Raw genomic sequence first — 17,978 nt, 5'->3', positions numbered from 1 at the left:
GAGCATGACAGCAGCGCCCGCGAGTCAGGGGGGAAGAAAGCAGAGAGGAGGGCGGGAGAGGAGGAGGAAGGCGGAGGACGGAGGGGAGAGGGCATTTGTGATACGTATTGAGCTAGAACCCTTATGGGGCAAGGGTTTCAGCCGTTGAAGCACCCCGGCCAAAATGACTGGGGTACTCCGGTCAAATTGACTGGGGTTGCCTGTCGCTAGGCAGCGTCCGTGCGTTCTTTGATCCAGCGGCGAAGACGGCCGGCTTCCCACTGAGGCCAAAGCGTCCCCGCTCCCAATTCACCAGATGAGCCCGGCTAGTACCGATTGCGGTGAGCGGCTAGATCCTGCTGCCGCTCCCCGGTCTTGTGCCGGAGATCCCGCACGATCCGAATGACGGGCTCGGGGGCGATACCTCCCTCATAAGCCTCTGCCATCACCCTAGCCTCTTGGATCGGGGCAGGGCCATCTAGACCAGCCAGGAAGTCGAGCTGCATCGGCTTCCCCGAAAGGGCCGAATTTTCCGGGGGCTCTTTCAGGGCATCAATAGCCTGCTGGAAGTCGCCCGCGAGCGCCGCCCGTTCGAGGACCAGAGAGGGAGAGAGGGAAGGAAGGGAGGAAGGAGCGGAGGGCATTTGTGATACGTTCCCGCCTGAAACCCTTACGGTGCAAGGCTTTGAGCCTTTGAACACATGAGCGTAAGACTCCTCCATGATTTCGGCCATTTTGCTTTCATTCCGGACCGGCGCAATGTTGGAGTCATGAACGGGCAAGGCGGCAATTCCGGCCCGCTCGGCTCGCTTCAAGATGTCCATCTCGATCCGGCTATCCAGGTTCATGAGGCGCCGGCCTGCCCCTGTCCCGAGCGCCCCTTCAATGGCCGCATGTTTCTTCCACATGGCCTCAACTAGAGCAGTCGTCTCCTCGCGACCTCGCGTCCATTTGGGCAACCCGGTGCGGCGGTCAATTTCTCGGCTCTTGTAGAGCAAGGTCGCAATCGTGCCGGCCTGCCCCCGTTGGCAGTTCACCGCCACGTTAAATGCAAGCTTGCCCTCGTCACGAGTGAAACCATCCACCTCATAGGCATCACCAGGAGGAGCAAGGCCCCGTTCGGCATAGAGCATCGTGGGATGGAGTTGCTTGAAGTCCGGTTCGGCTACCCGCTCCCCGTTTAGGAGCAACCCGGCGCGGCGCAATTTGGAGAGGGACTGGCCCCACCAATAGCCCCGCCCTCCAAGCTTGAAGGAGCCGGCATTGAAGACCCGGTAGATCTCCGTTGTGGTCGGCAGGTAATAGGCACCGTCCAACTTGATATGATGGCCGATCCGCTCCGCATCTGGGGCGTTCAGGTCGAGAGTGTGCGAGGCCAGATATTCATTGATCCCCCGCAGCTCCTTCACCATGCGGCGGGTTTCGTCGGTGTCTCTGTAGTGGATCAGGTTGCCGTCTGCATCCTTAAGCCGAACAAGCCCATAGAGGGTGAAATCCGCCGCCTTGGCCTTCCAGCGGGCAATCAGTTCGGGCGTTGCACAATAGCGGGATTGAAGTTCCGTTCTGATGTGGTCGCCAGGACGGGCGCGCATCTCCACAACCAGGCCCAGGCCCTTTAACTCTTCGAGCACAGGCAGGACGTTCGCATAGGTGTAATGTGGGGAACAATAAGAACTCAAAGCAGTATAGAAATTGGTTCGCCTGGAGTAACTGACGCTCCGGCCTATCTCGTGCGCAATCACTGCCTCAGTAAGCATAAAATTCCGCGCAGCATTGCGGCCCTTATTCTTATCCAAGGGAACGCCAAGAGCACGAATAAAGTCTTCGTCAGTATTCCACGAAGAACTTAGGAAATGGTCACGTCCGGACTTGACAAATGGCTCAAATTCATATATGTCTTTTTCTATTCCATATGAGCCTTCTTCAAGCCGTCCGCTGTTCCTGAGCGGGCGGTTTTCTTTTGTCATGCGTTCGGGGTTTCCTCTCGACTCTTAAGCCATTCGGCCAATGCTTGACGACGGATTACGGTACGCTCACCGAGGCGCACCACAGGCGGCCCCTCTTGCTTGGCGATGAGCCGGCGCAGATGGCGGGTTGAGATCCCCACCTCATCGGCCGCCGCCTTCATCGAGAGGGCCAGCGATTGGTTATCCGTCTCCATTCACTCAACCCCGCCTAAGGTCTTAGCCTTTAGTATCATCGCTTCAGAACATATCGAGATCAAGTGCTTGGACTCCAAGTGACTACAGCGGACAGAAAGTACAATATTTCGCTTGAGCTATCAAGCCACGTTCATAGCTTGCTATCACCATATCTCCGTTGCTTCGTGTGGCCGTTCCCTGTTGGCATTTTGGCTCTGCCCTAGCCCCTTGGGGTCAGCATCCGATTTCCTTCCGTCCCGGTAGGGGAAGGCTCCTGAGGTAGGAGCATGGAAAGCCAGCTATTGTGCCTGTCCCTGGAGGTGCGGCGATCCCTCTTGGCTTGGATCTGGAGCCTTGCCCCTACGGACTCCTCATCCAGGCAGGGAGAGGCCGGGATGCTCAGTTTTCGGCCTCTCCCTCGCTAAGATTCGTGCGCTAGGTTCGCGCTTGGATGCTGCGGGGGCGTACCCCCGCAGTAACGCTTAATGTCCTCCTCCGCCGAGAAGGGTCTCCACGACAAGGAGGGCATATCCGAGGGTCAGATACGCGTAGGCAAGTTGGGTCATTTGTTCTCCTTAGAACATTAGTCCGTTTGACCGGAGACCCAGAACCGCCGTAAAACACGAGTGGGGAGGCTCGGTGCCGTTGAACGGCGCTGGATCTCGCTTCTCAGTGCGCTGGCCGGCACATTGAGAAGGCCACCGAGCGCCTCGTCACGTTGTGGCGGGGCGTTCTCCTTATGGCCGCCCGAGTCTGCCTTCGATCCGTGTCGATATGCAAGGGCCGATGAGCCGCAGCAAAGGACGGGATGGAGTGGACAAGACAGCCTAAGGCTCGGTGCTCTAGAACTTAACAGTCGGCGGCCATTTGCTGATTCATAAAGTTCGAAATCCTGTTCACGCTTGCGTCATGACCGATCCCTCGCCCCGCGAACTACAGGTCCTGATATCCCTGCCGCCGCTTTGTGCTCGCCAGCGCCTCTAGAGCTTCGGCCGCCTCATCCTCGGTCGGGAAATCCGTCACGGACTCTTGGCCTCGCGTCCCCACCCTCCCCCAATGGCAGACCAGGCGCACAACGCCGAACAAGTCTCTCTCGATCATGAGCGAATAGAAACGCCGGATCTCCTTCTCCGGACCGATCCGGTGCAGCACGAGATGATGCTTGATGGGAGAGCGTAGCTCGTCGGGCATCGGTAGCTTAAGCCCCCTAGAACCGGAATGCCGTGCTTTCGATTGTGTCCCCAAGAGTCATAGGGCCGTCGTCGTAGAGCTGGGCATCCAAGGATGCATGGGCGCCTTTCTCCGGGAACATGGCGTAAGCCTTGGTGCGGTACTCTTTGACGTGACCGGCGAGGTCAGAGAACTGGATCTTGCGGTCCAAGGTGTCGAGGATCAGGCTCATCACCATTTCCTCGCGTATCTGCGGCGGGATGCTCTTGGGCACGAGAGCGTCAACCGTCTCATAGAGGGTTTCGCGCTGCTCCACCGAGAGAGCTTTCGTCTTGCTAAGCCCGCGCCTGTTGATCGTACTCAGGCCCAACTCCCGAACCTTATTGACAATGCTCCACTTGCTGCGTTGAAGCTTGAACATGCAGTAAGGCTTGCCCCGGTCAGGATAATGCCGGCGCAGGAACGCAATCTCCCCCTTGCTCCAAGCACCCTCCCGATATCTGATCCCGAGGCGCCACGCCTTGTCCTTCAGGGATCGAGAGCCGCGACCTTCGATAATCTCGCCGCGGATCAGAGCATCCAGTTCCTCTCGGCTCCAACGCTTCCATTGACGATCCCGGCCGTGCTGGAATGTGCTTCTGTCCTGCCCGTTCGGATGACGGCACGGTCCGCACCAATAGAATTTCTTCTGCAGGGCTCGCACGGTCGGCCGGAAAGGATTGCCGCACTTCGTGCAAGCGATGTCCTGCTCGGCCATGACGGCTTTCTTGGGCATGGCTACGCCCTCCCCGCTTTTGCATTCCAGGGAGCGCCTTGCCTGGCTGTGCTGGCTTCAGAACCGCCTTCGGCTCTGCCGAAAACCCTCTTCCCTTCCTCCCAGGCGCCTTGCGGTCGAGTTCGAGGTTCAGAGGCTTCCGGGGGAATGCCGTTTCTATCCTCTTTCTTGAATCGTTTGCCCGTGGGGTCGGTTTTTTTGAACCCTATACCCCCCGAGACTTGAGGGCCGTTCCTCTGCCCTCCCCGCTTAATCCAGAGCTGCCATTCTCCGCTGACGATCCGCACCACGTTGGGCAGGTTCTTTTGGCCCTCGCGGCGCCGTTCCTGGACGGTGAGCAGGCCCATAGCGGCGGCGGCCCGCATCGCGTTCTGTGCGGTCGTGCGGCTGATGCCGGCCCTCGCTGAAATCTCCCCAAGCGTCCTGTCACAATGCCCTTTCTCCCGCACCTCGTCTGAGACGATCCGCAGGGCTGCCAGCTCGCCAACGGTGAACTTGCACGCCAGGGATGGCGGGAGCGGCCCCGAGGCGGCCAGATGACGTCTCCTGGTAATGGCAACAGAGCGGACGGGGGGTCGCTGGGTGCGACGGGGCGGGAAGATGGACGGTCGCCCTGGTGGAATGCCTACGGGCTTAATCTCACCTCGCATGACCAGCTTTCGCGCATGGATCAGTTCTGCCAGTTGCTGCGCCTGGTCATCATTGACGGCAGCGGCATCCCAGCCCTGCCAAATCGCCCGGGACAGGTCGTCCAGGCGGGTCATGGTTCTGGCTTCATTGATGGCAGACGCCATCTGATCAACGAACATGCGAAGGCCCTCAATGGGCCGCGCGTGAGCAAAAGAAATGACGTCACGTCATCCCTCTACTAGGCAAGCTTTCATTGTGCGGAGAAACGATGTTCTCCGTTGACTCCCCGGAGGAGTCGTGAGACGTTCGCACTGTTCGGGTGACGAATGTCCCTTATGAATTCCCAAGGCCCTGCGGAGATTGCCGTCTCCCGGGGCCTTCGCTTTTCTAGGTCACTGTCGCGGCTGGATCGCTCCAAGTTGCCAGGCAGCCCGCCCATTCCAATGAATCGACGTTGCCCAATTGAGCATGACGCCTTGAGCGAGGCGGTAAGTCAACGCAAGCCCGGCTAAAAACAGTGGTTTGATGCAAATTATGACGTCATCTCAGCGGGTTGAGGCCGATTGGTTAAGACTTTGTTAATGAGTGTGACGTCAGCGAGGAAGAATGACGTCAGCGACACCAGCAATCGTGACGTCACTTACGCTGTATGAGACTCGCCAGGTCTCACCAGGGACGGAGATCACCCATAAAATCTGCGGAATTGAGCCCACTGAGATCCTGCCGCCGCCGGCCGATATCAGACGCACAACATTTGCGGAATTGAGCGCGCTCGACACGGTGCGTCGAAACTACAGTATTGAGCCGGCAGCGAGGCCGCACAAAAACTGCGGAATTGAGCCAGGTGCCGTCAGGGGAAACGTCAGGTGCATAAACTTGGAGGTATTGAGCCCCCCGTTTCCGCCCGTCACCCCGGCTGCGTCAAAACTGCGGTATTGAGCCTCGTGGATTGGGCGGAATGAGCGACCCACAAAAACTGAGGTATTGAGCCCGGGAGCGGCACCCACAAAAACTACAGTATTGAGCTTGCTTGTGGGTGCGAGGCTGTGACGTCATTCGGACCATGCACAAAAACTACGGTATTGAGCCCCGCGCCTCACGCTCCCATTCCGTCGTGCATAAAATTTGCGGTATTGAGCCTCGGTCAATTATTCGCGCCCCCCTGCCCCGGATCGTTCGCAGTTCATGCCGATTCATCGTGTTGCTTGCCACATCCATCCCGCATCCGGTAAAATACGCTGGAGAGAAATTGGAGGGGCACAGTGGCAGTCTCAGGAGCAGAACGGCAGCGGCAGTACATCGAGCGAAAGCGGGCCAGGATGGCGGCCGGCTTGCCGTCTGAAACCAAGCCCGCACTCCTGGAGCGGATCGCCGTTCTTGAGCGAGAGAATGCGAGCCTTCGAGGCCAGAACGAACACCTCACGTTCATGGGCGAGTTCTACAAGGAGGAGGCCGAGCGCCACGGAGCGGATTTCTCGCCGGATCCGAACCACGTCCCGCCGAAGATGACGTTCCGAATTTGTGGCAAGGAATACGTCATGAAGGACGGCGAGTTCATTCCCAAGCCGGACCCCTGGGATTTGCTTCGAGCAGGAACCCATTAGTCCGCGTGCGTCTGCCGATTTCCGCAGACTCTGCGGATTTCTGCGGAATGCTCCACGTCACAGCCCTGTCATCGAGGGCTATTAGATCCGGCTCTCGTGGCCGCATGGCCGAGGGACAAGGACAGGCACGGATGTACTGCCTTCCTTGTCGCCTCACCCAGCCAGAAGGCTGCCTTGCTGCATTCCCGGACAGCAAAACGGCGGCTGATACTCCAGCCGCCGCAGACCGTCTTAAAGTGACTGAAACCGTCTGAATTCAGACGCTCTAGAGCATCGGACTGAAAGATGGATCCACAACACCCCTGCCCTCTCCGTTGGGCAGAGGTAGAAACCGGGCGGGTCCGACAAAGCGTCCGATGCTCTAGAGGTCGTAATTGGGATCACCCGTTAGACCGAGCCGGGAAACCACCGAAGGCCATTTGTTATAGGCGAAGACATCGTCCCAGAGCCGCTGAACGATAGCTCGGCGGCCCTCCGGGCTCTTGAGCTTTCTTGCCTCAAGCCCATGCAGACCAAGGTACCCTTTGATGAAAGGATCGATCCCGTCAGATGGAAGGCCAGTGGAGCCCCTCACAACGATAGCAGTTAGTGGTGGTATCCCATCTCCGATATTCTCGACTGCTGTAGCGATCCGGCCAAGCGGGAACGCGTACTTCGTGAGAGATCCAATATCTTCTTTGCCGCCACGCTCCACGATTTTCTGGTGGAGGTCCTTGTAAGTGATTGTCGTCGGCTTGCCCTGGGCAATCTCTGCAAGGATTGGCATGGCCAAGCGGGCGGTTTTCCCCGTCCAAGTGTCGTCTGCAAGGTCATCAGAGAGAGACGTAATCGGACGTGGCGGATTAGGGGGCACAGCCCCTGCTCTCTTCCGTGTCCCCAATCCAACTAGCGCCCAGCCGATTACCTTGTCGACGGGTTCTTCCCCGGCGATGAGCCGGCTGATTTGGCTTCTCGGCAGGCCCAACTCGTCGGCCAGCTCGCTCGGTGAAAGCCCTGAAGTCTCAAGCCAGCTTGCAACATCGGTGATCATTAGTCCGCTCTCCGCTAGTTGGAATTTCCCTAGTTGGGGAATGTCCATACTAGTGACAGAGCTGCGCGACTAGATCAATAATCCATTAGTTGGATTGTATGCCAACTAGTGTAATTAGGCGATTGGTGACTGCCTGTGCTTCAGCAGACGTACCGGACGCCATGGCATGAGGTACGGCGACGGGCACGGATGCATTGCCCTTCTTGTCGCCTCACCCAGCACCGCACCAGTTCCGGCACTCACCCGATCCCAAGCCACCATTTCACAACCAACTCCAGGATGGGACGGGCGGCTTCGATCAGTGCGAGGATGATATCAAGCTTCCATTGGGCGACTGCGTAGGACATTTCTGCCTCCATTCGAGATGAAGGCTGTCGTCCCTGTCCCGGAGCGGGATTGCACCGCACAGGGAAAGACAGCCCGGCGCCTAGTCTGGGCCTCGTGAGATGCCGTTAAGCGCGCCGGGTTCTCTATTTCCTACACCTTGGGTATGGTGCGGAAGGGTCTTAATGCGTCTTAGAGCGTCTGAATTCAGACGCCGCCCCTTTCGGCAAAGCTTGCCCATCCCTAAGTTCGCTCTTCCACAATGGAGGGAGCCTATGGGACACGCGAAAAACCAGATGATGGAGCGAGAAGACGAAGTTCAGGACGTCATTAATCGGCTTAAAGACGCCGGTGCTATTGTCGAGTGTGAAGACCACTATACTCTCATCGACAATGACGACCCTGACGCCGTTGATGAGGTCCGGCAGGAACTCGCCACCGAAGTTGGCGCCGCCAAAGGAGATGAGCTGATTGAGGCAGCCATGGCTCATGCAGCGGATGAATGCCACGACTGCCGGAAGATCCGGGCTGACTAGCCCCTAAGCAATCGGCGGCTTACCGTGCTTCTGCAAGACGTCGTTGATGGCCTCGATCATCACGTCTTGCAGGGTCTTGTCTTGGTCGAGCGCCACGAGCTTCAACGCCTTCCAGGCTTCGGGCCTGGCGCGAACTAGGATACCCTTGCGGCCGTCCGGTTGGCTCTTGCGGCGGCCGGGCTGCTGTTCCCCTACTGTCGCGTCATCGGCTGTCGAGGCTTCCGGTTCGGCTGCCCTCTTGTTGAGGCGGCTTCCGAGGTTGGCGAGGGATGGACGCTTCGTCATTTCTTGTTGCCCTTCTCGACGGCACGGCGCACGGCCTGCCATAGCTCTTGCACTTCTTTGGCGGCCGGGCTCTCCGGCTCGAATTCATGAACGGCCTGCCCGCTTGCGAGAGCATGGGCGAACCCCGCCCGCTGGGTTATCTGCCCCTGCCACGGGGTCACTTCGAGGTCAGAGAGAGCCTGCCTCGCCTCCGTCACAACACCGATTTCAAAGGTGCCTCTCTTGGGAGGCGCCGAGTTGATGACGGGCAGCTCCGGCTTGTTCAGAGCCCGCGACATTTCGAGGGTCTTAGCCACAGCGGCGATATCGAAGACGGCCGGCCGGAGGGGGATAACCGCCAGGTCGGCAACCCGCATGGCAGCCGCAATGTCCTGGGTGTTGTGCGGGGGCGTATCAATGAAGACCCATTGCACCCCGTCGCGCTTGGCGGCTGCAATCACGTCCTCCAGCTCGCGGGCCTCGCACTGGACGAGAACGGGCGTCTCCGCCTGCCGCAGCTCATGCCAGAACGCGAGGGAGCCCTGTGGATCAGTGTCGATTAGGAGAGCCGGCACGTCCGGGGTATCGGCATAGACGGACAGGTGAGCCGCTAAGGTGCTCTTGCCGGATCCGCCCTTCCGACTGGTGAAGGCTACGACGTTCATAGCTACTTCTTCACCGGGTATTCGGTCACAGGATAGCATTCCATGCCGTCACACTGCATGATTTTCCCCGTCCAGTGGTTCACGATGTACACCCCCGCCGAACTCGCCGTTGTCACTGTCTGACGAGAGCTAAAGGCAATCGCGAAGGCTATGAGAACCCCAGCCAGGACAATTGCTTTCGTGACATCAGGCAACGGCGAATCCTCCGCATGTTCGTGCCACCGTGCCGCGATAGAGGTTAACGGCGCTTTAAGCGCACGACGGCACGTTGCTATCATGCTATCAGGCCGCTTTCATTCATAGAGTTCATCATGCTTTCAATGTTTTTCCTGGTCCTCATCCACTCAGGACCCTCCGGCACGGCAATGATCCAGATGCCGCTTCCCTACACCGAGAAAGCCTGTGAGCACGCTGGGACTATCGCTACGGTCAGCGAAGCGATGACGAGGGGCGAGAACCAACATGGTCAATTGAGCTATGCCTGTGTGCCGACACCCTCAACAGCGGCGGACCTCGAAAAGGACTTACCGCGATAATCCCCTATCGAGGCACGGTGCTATCAAGATAGCTCTTGAGCTTTGTAGCACGCTGATTATAAATTCTCGGGAGAGTTCATAAAGCGGCCTGTAGAGGCACCCGAGGGAACAGCCATGACCCCTAGCGGATCGATGCGCGTCCAGCGCCTGAAGCGTCGTGCCTCTGCGGTAAAGACGGCCCGCGCCGAGGTCGCCTCAAAGGCGGTAGGCTATGTGAGAGTTTCGAGCGAGGAGCAAGCTGCCTCCGGCTTTGGGCTCGCCACCCAAGAGGCCGCTATCCGGGCCTTTGCCGCCAGCCAGGGCTATGAGCTGCTAGAGGTCGTGACGGATGCCGGCGTGTCAGGCGCCACCCGGCCGGCCGAGCGAGATGGGTTCCGCCGCATCGTGGATCTTGCCGAGGAAGGGGCCTTCTCCGTCCTCCTGGTCTGGAAGTTCGACCGGCTGGCCCGGCAAATCGTCTATGCCGTCACAGCCGCCAATGACCTGCAGGAGCGCCATGGGGTGCAGCTCCGATCCGTAACCGAGCCCATCGACACCGCAACGCCCATGGGCCGCACCGTCTTTGCCATCCTCGCCGGCATGGCTGAACAAGAGCGCCAGGTGATTACCGAACGCACGTTCCTGGGGCGCCGCGAGAAGGCGTCCCGTGGAGGCTTCGCGGGAGGATCCGCGCCTCTGGGCTATCGGAAGGACCGGCAGGGCGGGCTTGTGGAGGACCAGGAGGCGTCCGGCACCGTGCGCCGGATCTTCGCCATGAAGGCAGAGGGGGCCACGCTCCAGGCCATCGCTAACTGCTTCAACTCTGAGGGTATTCCGACCGCAAGAGGAGGAAAGTGGTGGCCTGCTACGGTTCGCTACATCCTCGATAACCCGAAGTACCGGGGGCAGGTGGAGTATCTGTTCCGATGGAACGGGAGCGAAAGCCACATCGTGCGACCGGGTACCCATGCTGTCATAGTCGAGAATGCCTAATGGCCGGTTTTCTGTACTGGTATGACGCGCCAGATGACCCCGACTTGCCAGGAGTGGTTTCCAATATGAAAACCACCGTCACGGTAATGGACCTGGCCCGCGTCGCGACCTTCAACCAATATCCACGGCCGGATGGAAAGGTGAGGTGTGAGATGCACCTGACTGGATTGGATGAACCTGGTGCCGTGGTGGAAACGCTTCTCGCCTTCACGGGTCTGAGGTTCAAGCGCCGCATTATCCCGTAGGAGCCTGCTAAGAGCGGGGGCGGCGGTACATCCGCGCTCACCCCCGCCATCACCTTTGATCATACGTGCTATCTTGATATCAAAATATCACGCTATGGAACAACTGCGTTAACTCTATAGTTTCATAGAGCGTTATCATATGATGACTTAGGATCGTACAGGCAGCCGAGAGGGAGAGGGTGCCATGCGCAATCTATCCGCATCTGTTTTAGATCAATCCGCCCCCGTGCATCTTCAGCGGATCGAGCCCGGCCGGAACATGGCCCGGTTCTATTCTATGGAGGTCGAGCGGGATCTATTCGGCCGCGTGGTGCTGGTTCGTCGCTGGGGACGGCTGGGCACGGCAGGCAGAACCCGCCTCGATGAGTACAAAGGGGAAGGTGAGGCACTTGCCGCCTTGAAGGCCCTGCACGGCGCCAAGATGCGGCGCGGATATCGCCACCAATACAGCCGTTAAACCCTTTTACTTCCAAGCCTCTATTGAGCTGACCCCTTAGGCTGGATCTACTAGCCTCGGAGCAGCGCCCGAGATTGCGCAATTCGGGCCCTGCTGGAGCGGATCTGGTGCCAGGATTGAGCCACAAGCCTGGCTGATGTCTGGCTGGCTGCAGAGCAGGCTTGAAAGACTTCCGACTCGACGGCAACCCGACCGCCCGGTTCCCCGTAATCATCTGAACTAATTTCGTCGGCCGCTACAATCAGGACTGTCGTAAGAGCTTGAGCATACTGTCGGAACGGCTGCTTGAGTTGCTCCGGCTCGCGGTTCCAGCCCCGTGCGCAGTCCTGTGCGTCGTAGAGAGTCCGAGCGATGTCTTCGATTTTACCCTGGGTCTCGATCATGAGCCATTTCCCGTTCGAGGTGCAGAACCCAACCGCAGATGAAGGCGAGACGAGATCGATCCTGAGGAAGCCTCCCGGGAAAGCAACCCTCAATTTTGGGTAGTCGGCAGTATGGAACAGCACTGAGCTGTAACATGGTTTAAGGCGGCCTTGGGCTAATCGGCCCATCCTGCCTGCCATGAGTAAGTTACAGTTCGATCAGAATGGAAGGCACCTGCGCTGGCGTTTAGCGCAGCAGGAAAGCTTTCGGCGGGCCAAGCAGACGGTGCAAGAGACTGAGCGTATTATCGTGGAGAGCTACGCTCTGCTTGACCAGCCAGTGTATCCCTACGATCCCCGCACGACTCCCAAGCCTGACAAGTGACGCCTAGATGCCATCCAATCCGGCCAGGAACTTCGGCCACGTTTAACCTAGTTAATGGGCAACGGGATGCTGCGGCGTAGGTTTATGGCGTTTCTTCCTCATGAAACAACTCCTGAGACCGGCTCCCTCCTGGCAACCTTCCCTCTGTCAGGAGGGAGCTTTTTCATGTTTTGCCATAGAACCGCAACATCCGCTCATAGGTTTCCGCGACCCGCCGCCCTGCCTCCTTGCGCATCGGCTCCCGGCCCGAATGCGGGAAGGGATTCCTCGGGCCGGCGAAAGTGGCGGTTACGCTCCAGGACCATAAGCCACCCTCGGGGCCACCTTCGACCTGCTGCACATTGCCGATGTAGGTATGCCACCGGCCACCGCTCTCCCGATCCGGCTTATTCTCATCAAAGCAGGTGAATTGCGTTTCCGGCCAACTGTCATTCGGGAACGCTTCGGAGGTCTTCATCCAATAGAGTTTCAAGTGATGAACCGCATAAGGTACGAGAGCAGCATTAAGACCAGCACCCCAAGGATTGCCCCACCCAGCAGCTTGAGGAGAAACAGGCCCGAGTGCTCCACAAGCACACGAACGCGCCCCTTGGGAGGGCGAGAGGCTCGGTGCTTCTCGATATGCGGGGAAACGCACACCCAGCCGATACAGGCATATGCCAGTGCCAAGATAGCAAGGCACACATTTAGAAACGTATCGAGCATAGGCGCTTCCCCCGAGGAGGAAGAATAGCCCGACCGAGGACGAGGGTGGAAGGGAGGCGCCGGCTTGCTGAAGAGTGACCGGCCCGCAGATCCGCGAGATGGGAAGCGATTGATTAAGGGCATAGTCCTAGCTCTACCCGCACCAATGATGCCAACGCTGTTCCCATGCCGCCCGACCATCACGCCAGGGGAGGGCGAGACCTTCAGCAACCAGAACCGAGCCAACGTCACGACCGCCAGCGGATAGGCGGGCGAGGGTGCGCCTGTAGCGGTCCTGCCCATGTCGCTCGATCCCAACAGGCCCAGCCCGCAGCAGCTCGGCAAGCCGTTCCTTGGCCTTGAGGCCGGCCACTAGCTCGGCCTCGCATCGAGGCCGGAAGGTTTCGGGCGTGTCCACGTTCAGGATCCGCACCCGTTCCGACCCTATCGCTATCGTGTCCCCATCAATGATGACGACGCGCCGACCGTCGATTGTTTCAGCGAGGGTTGGAAGGTTCTCAAAGGTCAACAGGCCAAGAGCAAGGCAGAGAGTGAAAAGGAGAAGGAGAGCAGCGCGAATGTCCATGCGGATCATGTAGGGCACTCATACGAAGAAACCCCGCTCGGGGTAGAGCCGAACGGGGTCTCATCTGGAGCTGCAATGCGGGGTGTTGCAGCATGACTCCCGTATAGAGACCAAGGGTTAAGAGGTTGTTGCCCCGTCATCCGTATTGAGCCATGGGATCGAGTGCGATTATCCAGGCTTCGAGGGGAAGAATGAGATTGCGTGTCATGCTGCGGCACTCCTGGCTGCGGGAGCCGGCCGAAACCATGGCTCCACAAGGTTGATGGCGGGTTCATCGAGCCCCTCAGGCTCTTGGTCGCCGCCCTCTTCAAGGTCCACATCCCCGTCGATTGCGTCGAGGATGTCGATAGCTTGTTGGATCAGGCTCTCAGCGTAGAAGCGCCATTTCCGGTATTGAGCAGAGGTCATAACCCACCCCTCCCTAGTGTAATTCGGGGTCGTGCTTGCGCGTCACTCCACCAAGCCGGCAAATGTCCTCAATCAGCGAAGGGATAATGTTGTCCAGCACCCGCAGGCCGGCTTGGTCATAGGCATACTCCGAAGCAATGCGGGCCTTCTGCACAATGCCTTCCCAGGTCTGCGCCGGAATGTCCTGGATGGCGAACTCCAAGCCCGTATAGGTATCGCAGCACTCGTCAAAGGCCGCGTCCCTTAAGGTGCCGCTGATAGCCAACGAATATGCAACGTCATGCTCGCGGGCCAGGCGCAACAACTCCGCATCTTTGGAAGCGTCGGCCGCTAAGACGGCCGTAGGTGCGAGAGCCGCCGAGGCAAGAGAACCCATCACAACGGCGCGGCGAGATGCATCTACGCCACCAGCACGAGAGCCACGAGAGCGGGGCATGACCCGAGCCGCCGCATTGCGGAAACGCTCACGGATGGAGAGGCGGGGCTTATCAGAATTGCGCTTGAACAGGTTGAGGGTAGGCATGTTGGCACTCCTATAGTGTGTTGTGTTGTTGCGGGGTTATGGTGCTAGCTTGCTAGGCGACGGAGACGAGGAAGCAGGCGAGATAGAGGAAGGCCGTGCCTGTCAGGATCTTGGCGGGCAGGGCAAGGGCGCGAAGGAGCGGCATTCAGACTCCCTCCCTGTGCGTGATGGCCTCCAGGGCATCGGCAACCGTCTTGATGGCCGTGCCGCTGCTGGACTCGTAGTCGAAGGTTTCCCGATGCTCCGAAAGGAAGCGGACGAGAGCCAAGAGGCCCGCTTGAGTTGTCGGCCGGGTCTCGATCACGTCGAACCACGCTTCCGGGTTCAGACCATGGGTCGAGCGATAGGCCGCGAGAGCTGCAAAGACCGGATCCGGCGTGGACACCTTTGCGAAGGCGAGGGGCGTAGCAGCCATGGCCGTGCCGGCGAGGGTTGCGGATGCGGCTGTGAGGAGTGAGCGCCGCGAGACATGGGAGGTCGTTGCCATTCCAGGTGACTCCTGTAGCTTGCTAATTTGCTAGCAATTTACGTCAGTAGCTTCTTAGTGAGCAGAAAGAGCCCTTTGCTGCTTGGCGGCGATCCAAGCGGACTTGAGAGCCGAGGCCATCAGATCCGACCAGGAAGCTTTAGAGCCCTTGGCCCGCTGGAGACGGGCTTGAGCGATAGCAGCACCCATGATGGCCGAGCGGTCGAAGGCGCCACCAGCCGCGAGAGGGCGGGCAGCAGCTTCCTTGGCGAGGCGATCAAGGCGGGCGATTTCCAGGGAGCGGGCGGCGAGGAAGCTAGGAACAGCCGGCTTGGTGCGGTCGTTGCGGAGATCCCGCATTGCCGAGGTCCAGTTGATCTTGCGGATAGCTGCCATTGGCCTTCTCCTTGTGAATATAGAGGGCTTGCTTGTTGCTGTTTCCTCTATGCTTGGTATAATAACCATTGCGATTTGGGTATGTCAACAACCAAACTTGTTATTTTCACCAATTGAGGGGGCGACGTGCTAACGACAGGCAACCAGCTACGGGCAGCAAGGGGGCTCGTGGACATGGATCAAATCACGCTCGCGAAATTGTCGGGCGTGAGCGCCAACACAATCCGGTCAATGGAGGCGAGAAAGGCCGAGACCCTAACAAGCGGCCTCGATACCGTTCGGGCAGTGCAAGCAGCCCTAGAGGCTGCTGGGGTGGAGTTTCTGAACCACGGACGGCCGGGCGTCCGGCTTAAAGCAGAGGCTTAGATATGCCCTACACCCTCTCTCGACTTGCACCTGGCAGCTATGACGTTTTGCTAGATGGGGAGATTATCGCCAGCCTGGTCCGGAGCGGTGAGACTAATAACGCTACCTGGACTGCCGAGCTTTTGACCGATGTGCATCCGCGCAGAAGACCCGCCCCTTTCGTGGAGACGGAACATACGTTTCGCAGCCTAGAGGAAGCTCAAGAATGGCTTGGTGGCGCTGAAATTCGTGATGCAGGCACGGAGACCAACTAATGTCCGTCACCACCATGCCCAAGGTCATCCACTATGACACCCTTGAGAGGTTCGAGGAAATAGACGGTCTGCATTTGTCACTGGTGAAAGCCTGTGGCGAGGAGGACGGATTTCTCCCCGGGCCGCCCTGCCTGCATCTCATCATGAATGCCGCCGATGGGGCCTATGAACCTGTTTTCACAATTGAGCCGGGCCACGAGGATCTAGCCCGCGCCATAGGGCAGGGGATGACCCTAGCCCTTTCTATGGCCCGAGGAGAATGGGAATGCCCGCCCTCCGCGCCGATGAAGACGCCTAAGCCTGAATGCGTCGTGATCCAATTTCCCACCAATCGAAACACCAGAGGAACGACACCGAATGAGCGATGAGACCACCCCACAACCGACGCATGAACAGCTTGACCCCATCGCGCAGCAGATCCTTGCCCGATTGAACGTCTTGGAGGTTATCGCCGTCGATAACGCAGTTATCCTAACTTCGATGATGGCAGACGGGCATGGACCGTCTTCGTCCGCAATCGACAGGATCGAGGACCATCTAAACCACCTCCAAGAGCTGACCACCGAGGGCCTGGAGGCTAAGGGCCATGAGGGGGTTGCCAGCTTCGGCAAGGGCTACGCCAAAGAGCTTTTTACGCTCGTCCTGAACAAGGTGAAGGAGCGCCGGAACATCCAGAACGCGACCGCCCACGGCTCCCCGTCGCGTCTGTCCAATTAGAGGGCTCCAGAATGACCCAGGCAGCACAGGGCAAGCATGTTCCGCTGAACCTTGAGGATGTTGTCCTTACGCGTCTCTACGTTTTGGAGAAGCTCATCATCCACACCAATCGACACATACAACTAGAGGCCGCAGCTCGGGAGGGTCTGACCCTAGACGGGATCCGGGGGCGTTTCGTCACAATGCACGGCGAAATGCTCGACAAGTTCGCTAAAGCCGGCCCGGCAGCACTCGAAACCGGGCGCCCCTTTGTTGACGCCACTATTCAGGTTCTCTTTGAAGACCTGAAGAAGCCAATGGCAGAACTCGCAAAGCAGCAGGCCGATAGCATGGACTAGGGCACGGGACATCCCCTCGTCTTGGCTCGCCGTATATGCAGAAACCATTTCTGAGTAGTCGGCGAGCCAAGGCGGCTACGACACCATTCGAACAGGACGAATTAGATGACCCCTGAAGAGATAGAGATTGTAGCGAAGGCTATTAAGGACATTCTTTCGCAAGAGGCCGATACAATCTTCGACAAAGACAGGATTGCAGAGCCTGACCGGTCTGTCGGCCTTAACGATGGGAACGACGAACGAGTATCAACCAAGGCCGCCCAAGCCGCCATCACCGCCCTTGATCGATACAGGAAGGGCAAATCTGAAGAACCCAAGCCCTAATCAGAGGGCGAGGACGGCCGCCGGGGTGGCAATGGCGCGGGTGTCGTGAGCGACGTTCCCGCTGCGGTCGGAGATGACGCGATTGAAGGGGCATTCCCTCGGATTAAGCTCAACCCGGCGACCAATAGGCCGAATGCGAAAATGCCGACACCGACCCAAATCCCTCGGGCACGCGACGGCCGAACGGTATGGGCTGGGATCATCGGGCGAAGCTGCGGAGGCGGCTCAGATAGCCGCTCTCTCCTGCCCTTATGCCGATGAACATACGAGAGACCTGTTCCCGGCAAGGAAGCTATCGAAGTGACACCCCGTTTACTGAAATTGACTGTAAGCGGGCCGGCCCCGACCGATGTCGAAACAACACCCTTCTTCGTCACATTCAGCCGGACGCCGGGAAACACTCTGACCCGCCAGCGAAACCCCATAGCAACACTCCACCACCAGCGCGATAATCTCCGACGCTGGGCACGCTTGCGATTATCAGACTACACTTGTGCAGATCCGTCGAGAGAGCCCGCCGAGCGTTTCAGGCCGCCGCTTAATTGCCTTGGCTCGCCGTCTATGCAGAAACCAATTGTGCATAGACGGCGAGCCAAAGCCCGATGCTCCGCTCAAGGGGAGTTGTTTTGCGGGTTGGCCCCCTTACCCCCGTCCGAGACACAAGACACCTGCCACGGCCCACTGCACTAAGCTTTCCAACCGTAGCCATACAGAAGCGCCCAAAGACCCGAGGTCGCAGCCATGGAACGGTTAAGGCTATTGACAGTTTCCAGGATATGTACAAATATCTGTACAGGAGAGAAAGGAGGCGAGCTATGGGCCACGTTTCCTATACAGAGCT

At 58.7% G+C, this 17,978-nt stretch carries 25 protein-coding genes; 9 read left to right on the top strand and 16 right to left on the bottom strand.

The window, feature by feature from the left end; genetic code table 11:
* Nucleotides 1-305: 305 nt before the first annotated feature.
* The 5 genes from KBI52_RS10955 to KBI52_RS10935 form a co-directional block, all read right to left on the bottom strand.
* Nucleotides 306-1,946, bottom strand: coding sequence for a hypothetical protein (locus KBI52_RS10955; protein WP_210807397.1), 1,641 nt, complete (start codon nt 1,944-1,946; stop codon nt 306-308).
* On the bottom strand, nt 1,943-2,140 hold the full coding sequence (locus tag KBI52_RS10950) for an AlpA family transcriptional regulator (RefSeq protein ID WP_210807395.1): 198 nt from the start codon (nt 2,138-2,140) through the stop codon (nt 1,943-1,945). The genes KBI52_RS10955 and KBI52_RS10950 overlap by 4 nt, the downstream gene beginning before the upstream one ends.
* Nucleotides 2,141-3,053: 913 nt before the next feature.
* Nucleotides 3,054-3,311, bottom strand: a complete 258-nt coding sequence (locus KBI52_RS10945) for a WGR domain-containing protein (protein ID WP_210807393.1) — start codon at nt 3,309-3,311, stop codon at nt 3,054-3,056.
* A gap of 16 nt (nt 3,312-3,327) precedes the next feature.
* Nucleotides 3,328-4,065, bottom strand: coding sequence for a hypothetical protein (locus KBI52_RS10940; protein ID WP_210807391.1), 738 nt, complete (start codon nt 4,063-4,065; stop codon nt 3,328-3,330).
* 2 nt (nt 4,066-4,067) lie between these two features.
* Nucleotides 4,068-4,874 (bottom strand): hypothetical protein, encoded by an 807-nt coding sequence (locus KBI52_RS10935; protein ID WP_210807389.1) that lies wholly within the window; start codon nt 4,872-4,874, stop codon nt 4,068-4,070.
* Nucleotides 4,875-5,957: 1,083 nt separating this feature from the next.
* Here KBI52_RS10935 and KBI52_RS10930 point away from each other — a divergent pair.
* On the top strand, nt 5,958-6,299 hold the full coding sequence (locus KBI52_RS10930) for a hypothetical protein (RefSeq protein WP_210807387.1): 342 nt from the start codon (nt 5,958-5,960) through the stop codon (nt 6,297-6,299).
* Between the two features lie 361 nt (nt 6,300-6,660).
* Here the strand turns inward: KBI52_RS10930 and KBI52_RS10925 are convergent, their stop codons facing one another.
* Nucleotides 6,661-7,329 (bottom strand): helix-turn-helix transcriptional regulator, encoded by a 669-nt coding sequence (locus KBI52_RS10925; RefSeq protein WP_210807385.1) that lies wholly within the window; start codon nt 7,327-7,329, stop codon nt 6,661-6,663.
* 599 nt (nt 7,330-7,928) lie between these two features.
* Between KBI52_RS10925 and KBI52_RS10920 the strand changes: the two genes are divergently transcribed.
* Nucleotides 7,929-8,189, top strand: a complete 261-nt coding sequence (locus KBI52_RS10920) for a hypothetical protein (protein WP_210807383.1) — start codon at nt 7,929-7,931, stop codon at nt 8,187-8,189.
* Between the two features lie 3 nt (nt 8,190-8,192).
* Here the strand turns inward: KBI52_RS10920 and KBI52_RS10915 are convergent, their stop codons facing one another.
* Together KBI52_RS10915 and KBI52_RS10910 are read right to left on the bottom strand one after the other, a co-directional pair.
* Nucleotides 8,193-8,474, bottom strand: a complete 282-nt coding sequence (locus KBI52_RS10915) for a ribbon-helix-helix domain-containing protein (protein WP_210807429.1) — start codon at nt 8,472-8,474, stop codon at nt 8,193-8,195.
* Nucleotides 8,471-9,118, bottom strand: coding sequence for a ParA family protein (locus KBI52_RS10910; protein WP_210807381.1), 648 nt, complete (start codon nt 9,116-9,118; stop codon nt 8,471-8,473). The genes KBI52_RS10915 and KBI52_RS10910 overlap by 4 nt, the downstream gene beginning before the upstream one ends.
* A gap of 650 nt (nt 9,119-9,768) precedes the next feature.
* On the opposite strand from KBI52_RS10910, the gene KBI52_RS10905 reads away from it, so the two are divergent.
* The 3 genes from KBI52_RS10905 to KBI52_RS10895 all read left to right on the top strand — a co-directional run bounded on the left by KBI52_RS10905 (nt 9,769) and on the right by KBI52_RS10895 (nt 11,328).
* The gene (locus tag KBI52_RS10905; RefSeq protein WP_210807379.1) at nt 9,769-10,626 is read left to right on the top strand and encodes a recombinase family protein; all 858 of its coding nucleotides are present in this window, start codon (nt 9,769-9,771) and stop codon (nt 10,624-10,626) included.
* Nucleotides 10,626-10,871 (top strand): hypothetical protein, encoded by a 246-nt coding sequence (locus KBI52_RS10900; protein WP_210807376.1) that lies wholly within the window; start codon nt 10,626-10,628, stop codon nt 10,869-10,871. The genes KBI52_RS10905 and KBI52_RS10900 overlap by 1 nt, the downstream gene beginning before the upstream one ends.
* 184 nt (nt 10,872-11,055) lie before the next feature.
* Nucleotides 11,056-11,328: a WGR domain-containing protein gene (locus KBI52_RS10895; RefSeq protein ID WP_210807374.1), complete on the top strand. Its 273-nt coding sequence runs from the start codon at nt 11,056-11,058 to the stop codon at nt 11,326-11,328.
* A gap of 50 nt (nt 11,329-11,378) precedes the next feature.
* Here the strand turns inward: KBI52_RS10895 and KBI52_RS10890 are convergent, their stop codons facing one another.
* The 7 genes from KBI52_RS10890 to KBI52_RS10860 form a co-directional block, all read right to left on the bottom strand.
* Nucleotides 11,379-11,711 (bottom strand): hypothetical protein, encoded by a 333-nt coding sequence (locus KBI52_RS10890; RefSeq protein WP_210807372.1) that lies wholly within the window; start codon nt 11,709-11,711, stop codon nt 11,379-11,381.
* Nucleotides 11,712-12,238: 527 nt separating this feature from the next.
* Nucleotides 12,239-12,532 (bottom strand): hypothetical protein, encoded by a 294-nt coding sequence (locus KBI52_RS10885; protein WP_210807371.1) that lies wholly within the window; start codon nt 12,530-12,532, stop codon nt 12,239-12,241.
* A 381-nt stretch (nt 12,533-12,913) separates the two neighbouring features.
* Entirely contained in the window at nt 12,914-13,345 is a 432-nt protein-coding gene (locus KBI52_RS10880) for a thermonuclease family protein (protein ID WP_210807425.1), read from the bottom strand.
* 204 nt (nt 13,346-13,549) lie between these two features.
* The gene (locus KBI52_RS10875) at nt 13,550-13,753 is read right to left on the bottom strand and encodes a hypothetical protein (RefSeq protein ID WP_210807369.1); all 204 of its coding nucleotides are present in this window, start codon (nt 13,751-13,753) and stop codon (nt 13,550-13,552) included.
* Between the two features lie 13 nt (nt 13,754-13,766).
* On the bottom strand, nt 13,767-14,276 hold the full coding sequence (locus KBI52_RS10870; protein WP_210807367.1) for a hypothetical protein: 510 nt from the start codon (nt 14,274-14,276) through the stop codon (nt 13,767-13,769).
* A 145-nt stretch (nt 14,277-14,421) separates the two neighbouring features.
* Nucleotides 14,422-14,763 (bottom strand): hypothetical protein, encoded by a 342-nt coding sequence (locus KBI52_RS10865; RefSeq protein ID WP_210807365.1) that lies wholly within the window; start codon nt 14,761-14,763, stop codon nt 14,422-14,424.
* Between the two features lie 54 nt (nt 14,764-14,817).
* Nucleotides 14,818-15,138: a hypothetical protein gene (locus tag KBI52_RS10860; protein WP_210807363.1), complete on the bottom strand. Its 321-nt coding sequence runs from the start codon at nt 15,136-15,138 to the stop codon at nt 14,818-14,820.
* A 619-nt stretch (nt 15,139-15,757) separates the two neighbouring features.
* Here KBI52_RS10860 and KBI52_RS10855 point away from each other — a divergent pair.
* The 4 genes from KBI52_RS10855 (at nt 15,758) to KBI52_RS10840 (ending at nt 17,137) form a co-directional block, all read left to right on the top strand.
* Complete coding sequence (locus tag KBI52_RS10855; RefSeq protein ID WP_210807361.1) at nt 15,758-16,126, top strand: hypothetical protein; 369 nt, start codon at nt 15,758-15,760, stop codon at nt 16,124-16,126.
* A complete protein-coding gene (locus KBI52_RS10850; RefSeq protein ID WP_210807359.1) occupies nt 16,116-16,475 on the top strand; it encodes a hypothetical protein in 360 nt (119 codons plus the stop codon). The genes KBI52_RS10855 and KBI52_RS10850 overlap by 11 nt, the downstream gene beginning before the upstream one ends.
* Before the next feature lie 11 nt (nt 16,476-16,486).
* The gene (locus KBI52_RS10845) at nt 16,487-16,813 is read left to right on the top strand and encodes a hypothetical protein (RefSeq protein WP_210807357.1); all 327 of its coding nucleotides are present in this window, start codon (nt 16,487-16,489) and stop codon (nt 16,811-16,813) included.
* 105 nt (nt 16,814-16,918) lie between these two features.
* Nucleotides 16,919-17,137, top strand: coding sequence for a hypothetical protein (locus KBI52_RS10840; RefSeq protein ID WP_210807355.1), 219 nt, complete (start codon nt 16,919-16,921; stop codon nt 17,135-17,137).
* Here KBI52_RS10840 and KBI52_RS34080 read toward each other — a convergent pair.
* Nucleotides 17,134-17,562, bottom strand: a complete 429-nt coding sequence (locus KBI52_RS34080; RefSeq protein WP_210807353.1) for a DUF4236 domain-containing protein — start codon at nt 17,560-17,562, stop codon at nt 17,134-17,136. The genes KBI52_RS10840 and KBI52_RS34080 overlap by 4 nt on opposite strands.
* Nucleotides 17,563-17,978: the final 416 nt, after the last annotated feature.

Origin of the sequence: Microvirga sp. HBU67558, assembly GCF_018069605.1 — a bacterium.
GTDB lineage: Bacteria > Pseudomonadota > Alphaproteobacteria > Rhizobiales > Beijerinckiaceae > Microvirga > Microvirga terrae.
Note: the sequence above shows the minus strand (reverse complement) of the source record. Positions and strands in the feature narration are given on the sequence as shown.

Coding starts and splice junctions, on each gene's coding strand:
- KBI52_RS10955 (WP_210807397.1), bottom strand. CDS start 1,946: ATGACAAAAGAAAACCGCCCGCTCAGGAACAGCGGACGGCTTGAAGAA.
- KBI52_RS10940 (WP_210807391.1), bottom strand. CDS start 4,065: ATGCCCAAGAAAGCCGTCATGGCCGAGCAGGACATCGCTTGCACGAAG.
- KBI52_RS10950 (WP_210807395.1), bottom strand. CDS start 2,140: ATGGAGACGGATAACCAATCGCTGGCCCTCTCGATGAAGGCGGCGGCC.
- KBI52_RS10935 (WP_210807389.1), bottom strand. CDS start 4,874: ATGTTCGTTGATCAGATGGCGTCTGCCATCAATGAAGCCAGAACCATG.
- KBI52_RS10845 (WP_210807357.1), top strand. CDS start 16,487: ATGACCCAGGCAGCACAGGGCAAGCATGTTCCGCTGAACCTTGAGGAT.
- KBI52_RS10900 (WP_210807376.1), top strand. CDS start 10,626: ATGGCCGGTTTTCTGTACTGGTATGACGCGCCAGATGACCCCGACTTG.
- KBI52_RS10890 (WP_210807372.1), bottom strand. CDS start 11,711: ATGATCGAGACCCAGGGTAAAATCGAAGACATCGCTCGGACTCTCTAC.
- KBI52_RS10920 (WP_210807383.1), top strand. CDS start 7,929: ATGGGACACGCGAAAAACCAGATGATGGAGCGAGAAGACGAAGTTCAG.
- KBI52_RS10905 (WP_210807379.1), top strand. CDS start 9,769: ATGACCCCTAGCGGATCGATGCGCGTCCAGCGCCTGAAGCGTCGTGCC.
- KBI52_RS10915 (WP_210807429.1), bottom strand. CDS start 8,474: ATGACGAAGCGTCCATCCCTCGCCAACCTCGGAAGCCGCCTCAACAAG.
- KBI52_RS10870 (WP_210807367.1), bottom strand. CDS start 14,276: ATGCCTACCCTCAACCTGTTCAAGCGCAATTCTGATAAGCCCCGCCTC.
- KBI52_RS10945 (WP_210807393.1), bottom strand. CDS start 3,311: ATGCCCGACGAGCTACGCTCTCCCATCAAGCATCATCTCGTGCTGCAC.
- KBI52_RS34080 (WP_210807353.1), bottom strand. CDS start 17,562: ATGGGGTTTCGCTGGCGGGTCAGAGTGTTTCCCGGCGTCCGGCTGAAT.
- KBI52_RS10895 (WP_210807374.1), top strand. CDS start 11,056: ATGCGCAATCTATCCGCATCTGTTTTAGATCAATCCGCCCCCGTGCAT.
- KBI52_RS10855 (WP_210807361.1), top strand. CDS start 15,758: ATGTCCGTCACCACCATGCCCAAGGTCATCCACTATGACACCCTTGAG.
- KBI52_RS10885 (WP_210807371.1), bottom strand. CDS start 12,532: ATGAAGACCTCCGAAGCGTTCCCGAATGACAGTTGGCCGGAAACGCAA.
- KBI52_RS10925 (WP_210807385.1), bottom strand. CDS start 7,329: ATGATCACCGATGTTGCAAGCTGGCTTGAGACTTCAGGGCTTTCACCG.
- KBI52_RS10880 (WP_210807425.1), bottom strand. CDS start 13,345: ATGGACATTCGCGCTGCTCTCCTTCTCCTTTTCACTCTCTGCCTTGCT.
- KBI52_RS10860 (WP_210807363.1), bottom strand. CDS start 15,138: ATGGCAGCTATCCGCAAGATCAACTGGACCTCGGCAATGCGGGATCTC.
- KBI52_RS10875 (WP_210807369.1), bottom strand. CDS start 13,753: ATGACCTCTGCTCAATACCGGAAATGGCGCTTCTACGCTGAGAGCCTG.
- KBI52_RS10910 (WP_210807381.1), bottom strand. CDS start 9,118: ATGAACGTCGTAGCCTTCACCAGTCGGAAGGGCGGATCCGGCAAGAGC.
- KBI52_RS10840 (WP_210807355.1), top strand. CDS start 16,919: ATGACCCCTGAAGAGATAGAGATTGTAGCGAAGGCTATTAAGGACATT.
- KBI52_RS10850 (WP_210807359.1), top strand. CDS start 16,116: ATGAGCGATGAGACCACCCCACAACCGACGCATGAACAGCTTGACCCC.
- KBI52_RS10865 (WP_210807365.1), bottom strand. CDS start 14,763: ATGGCAACGACCTCCCATGTCTCGCGGCGCTCACTCCTCACAGCCGCA.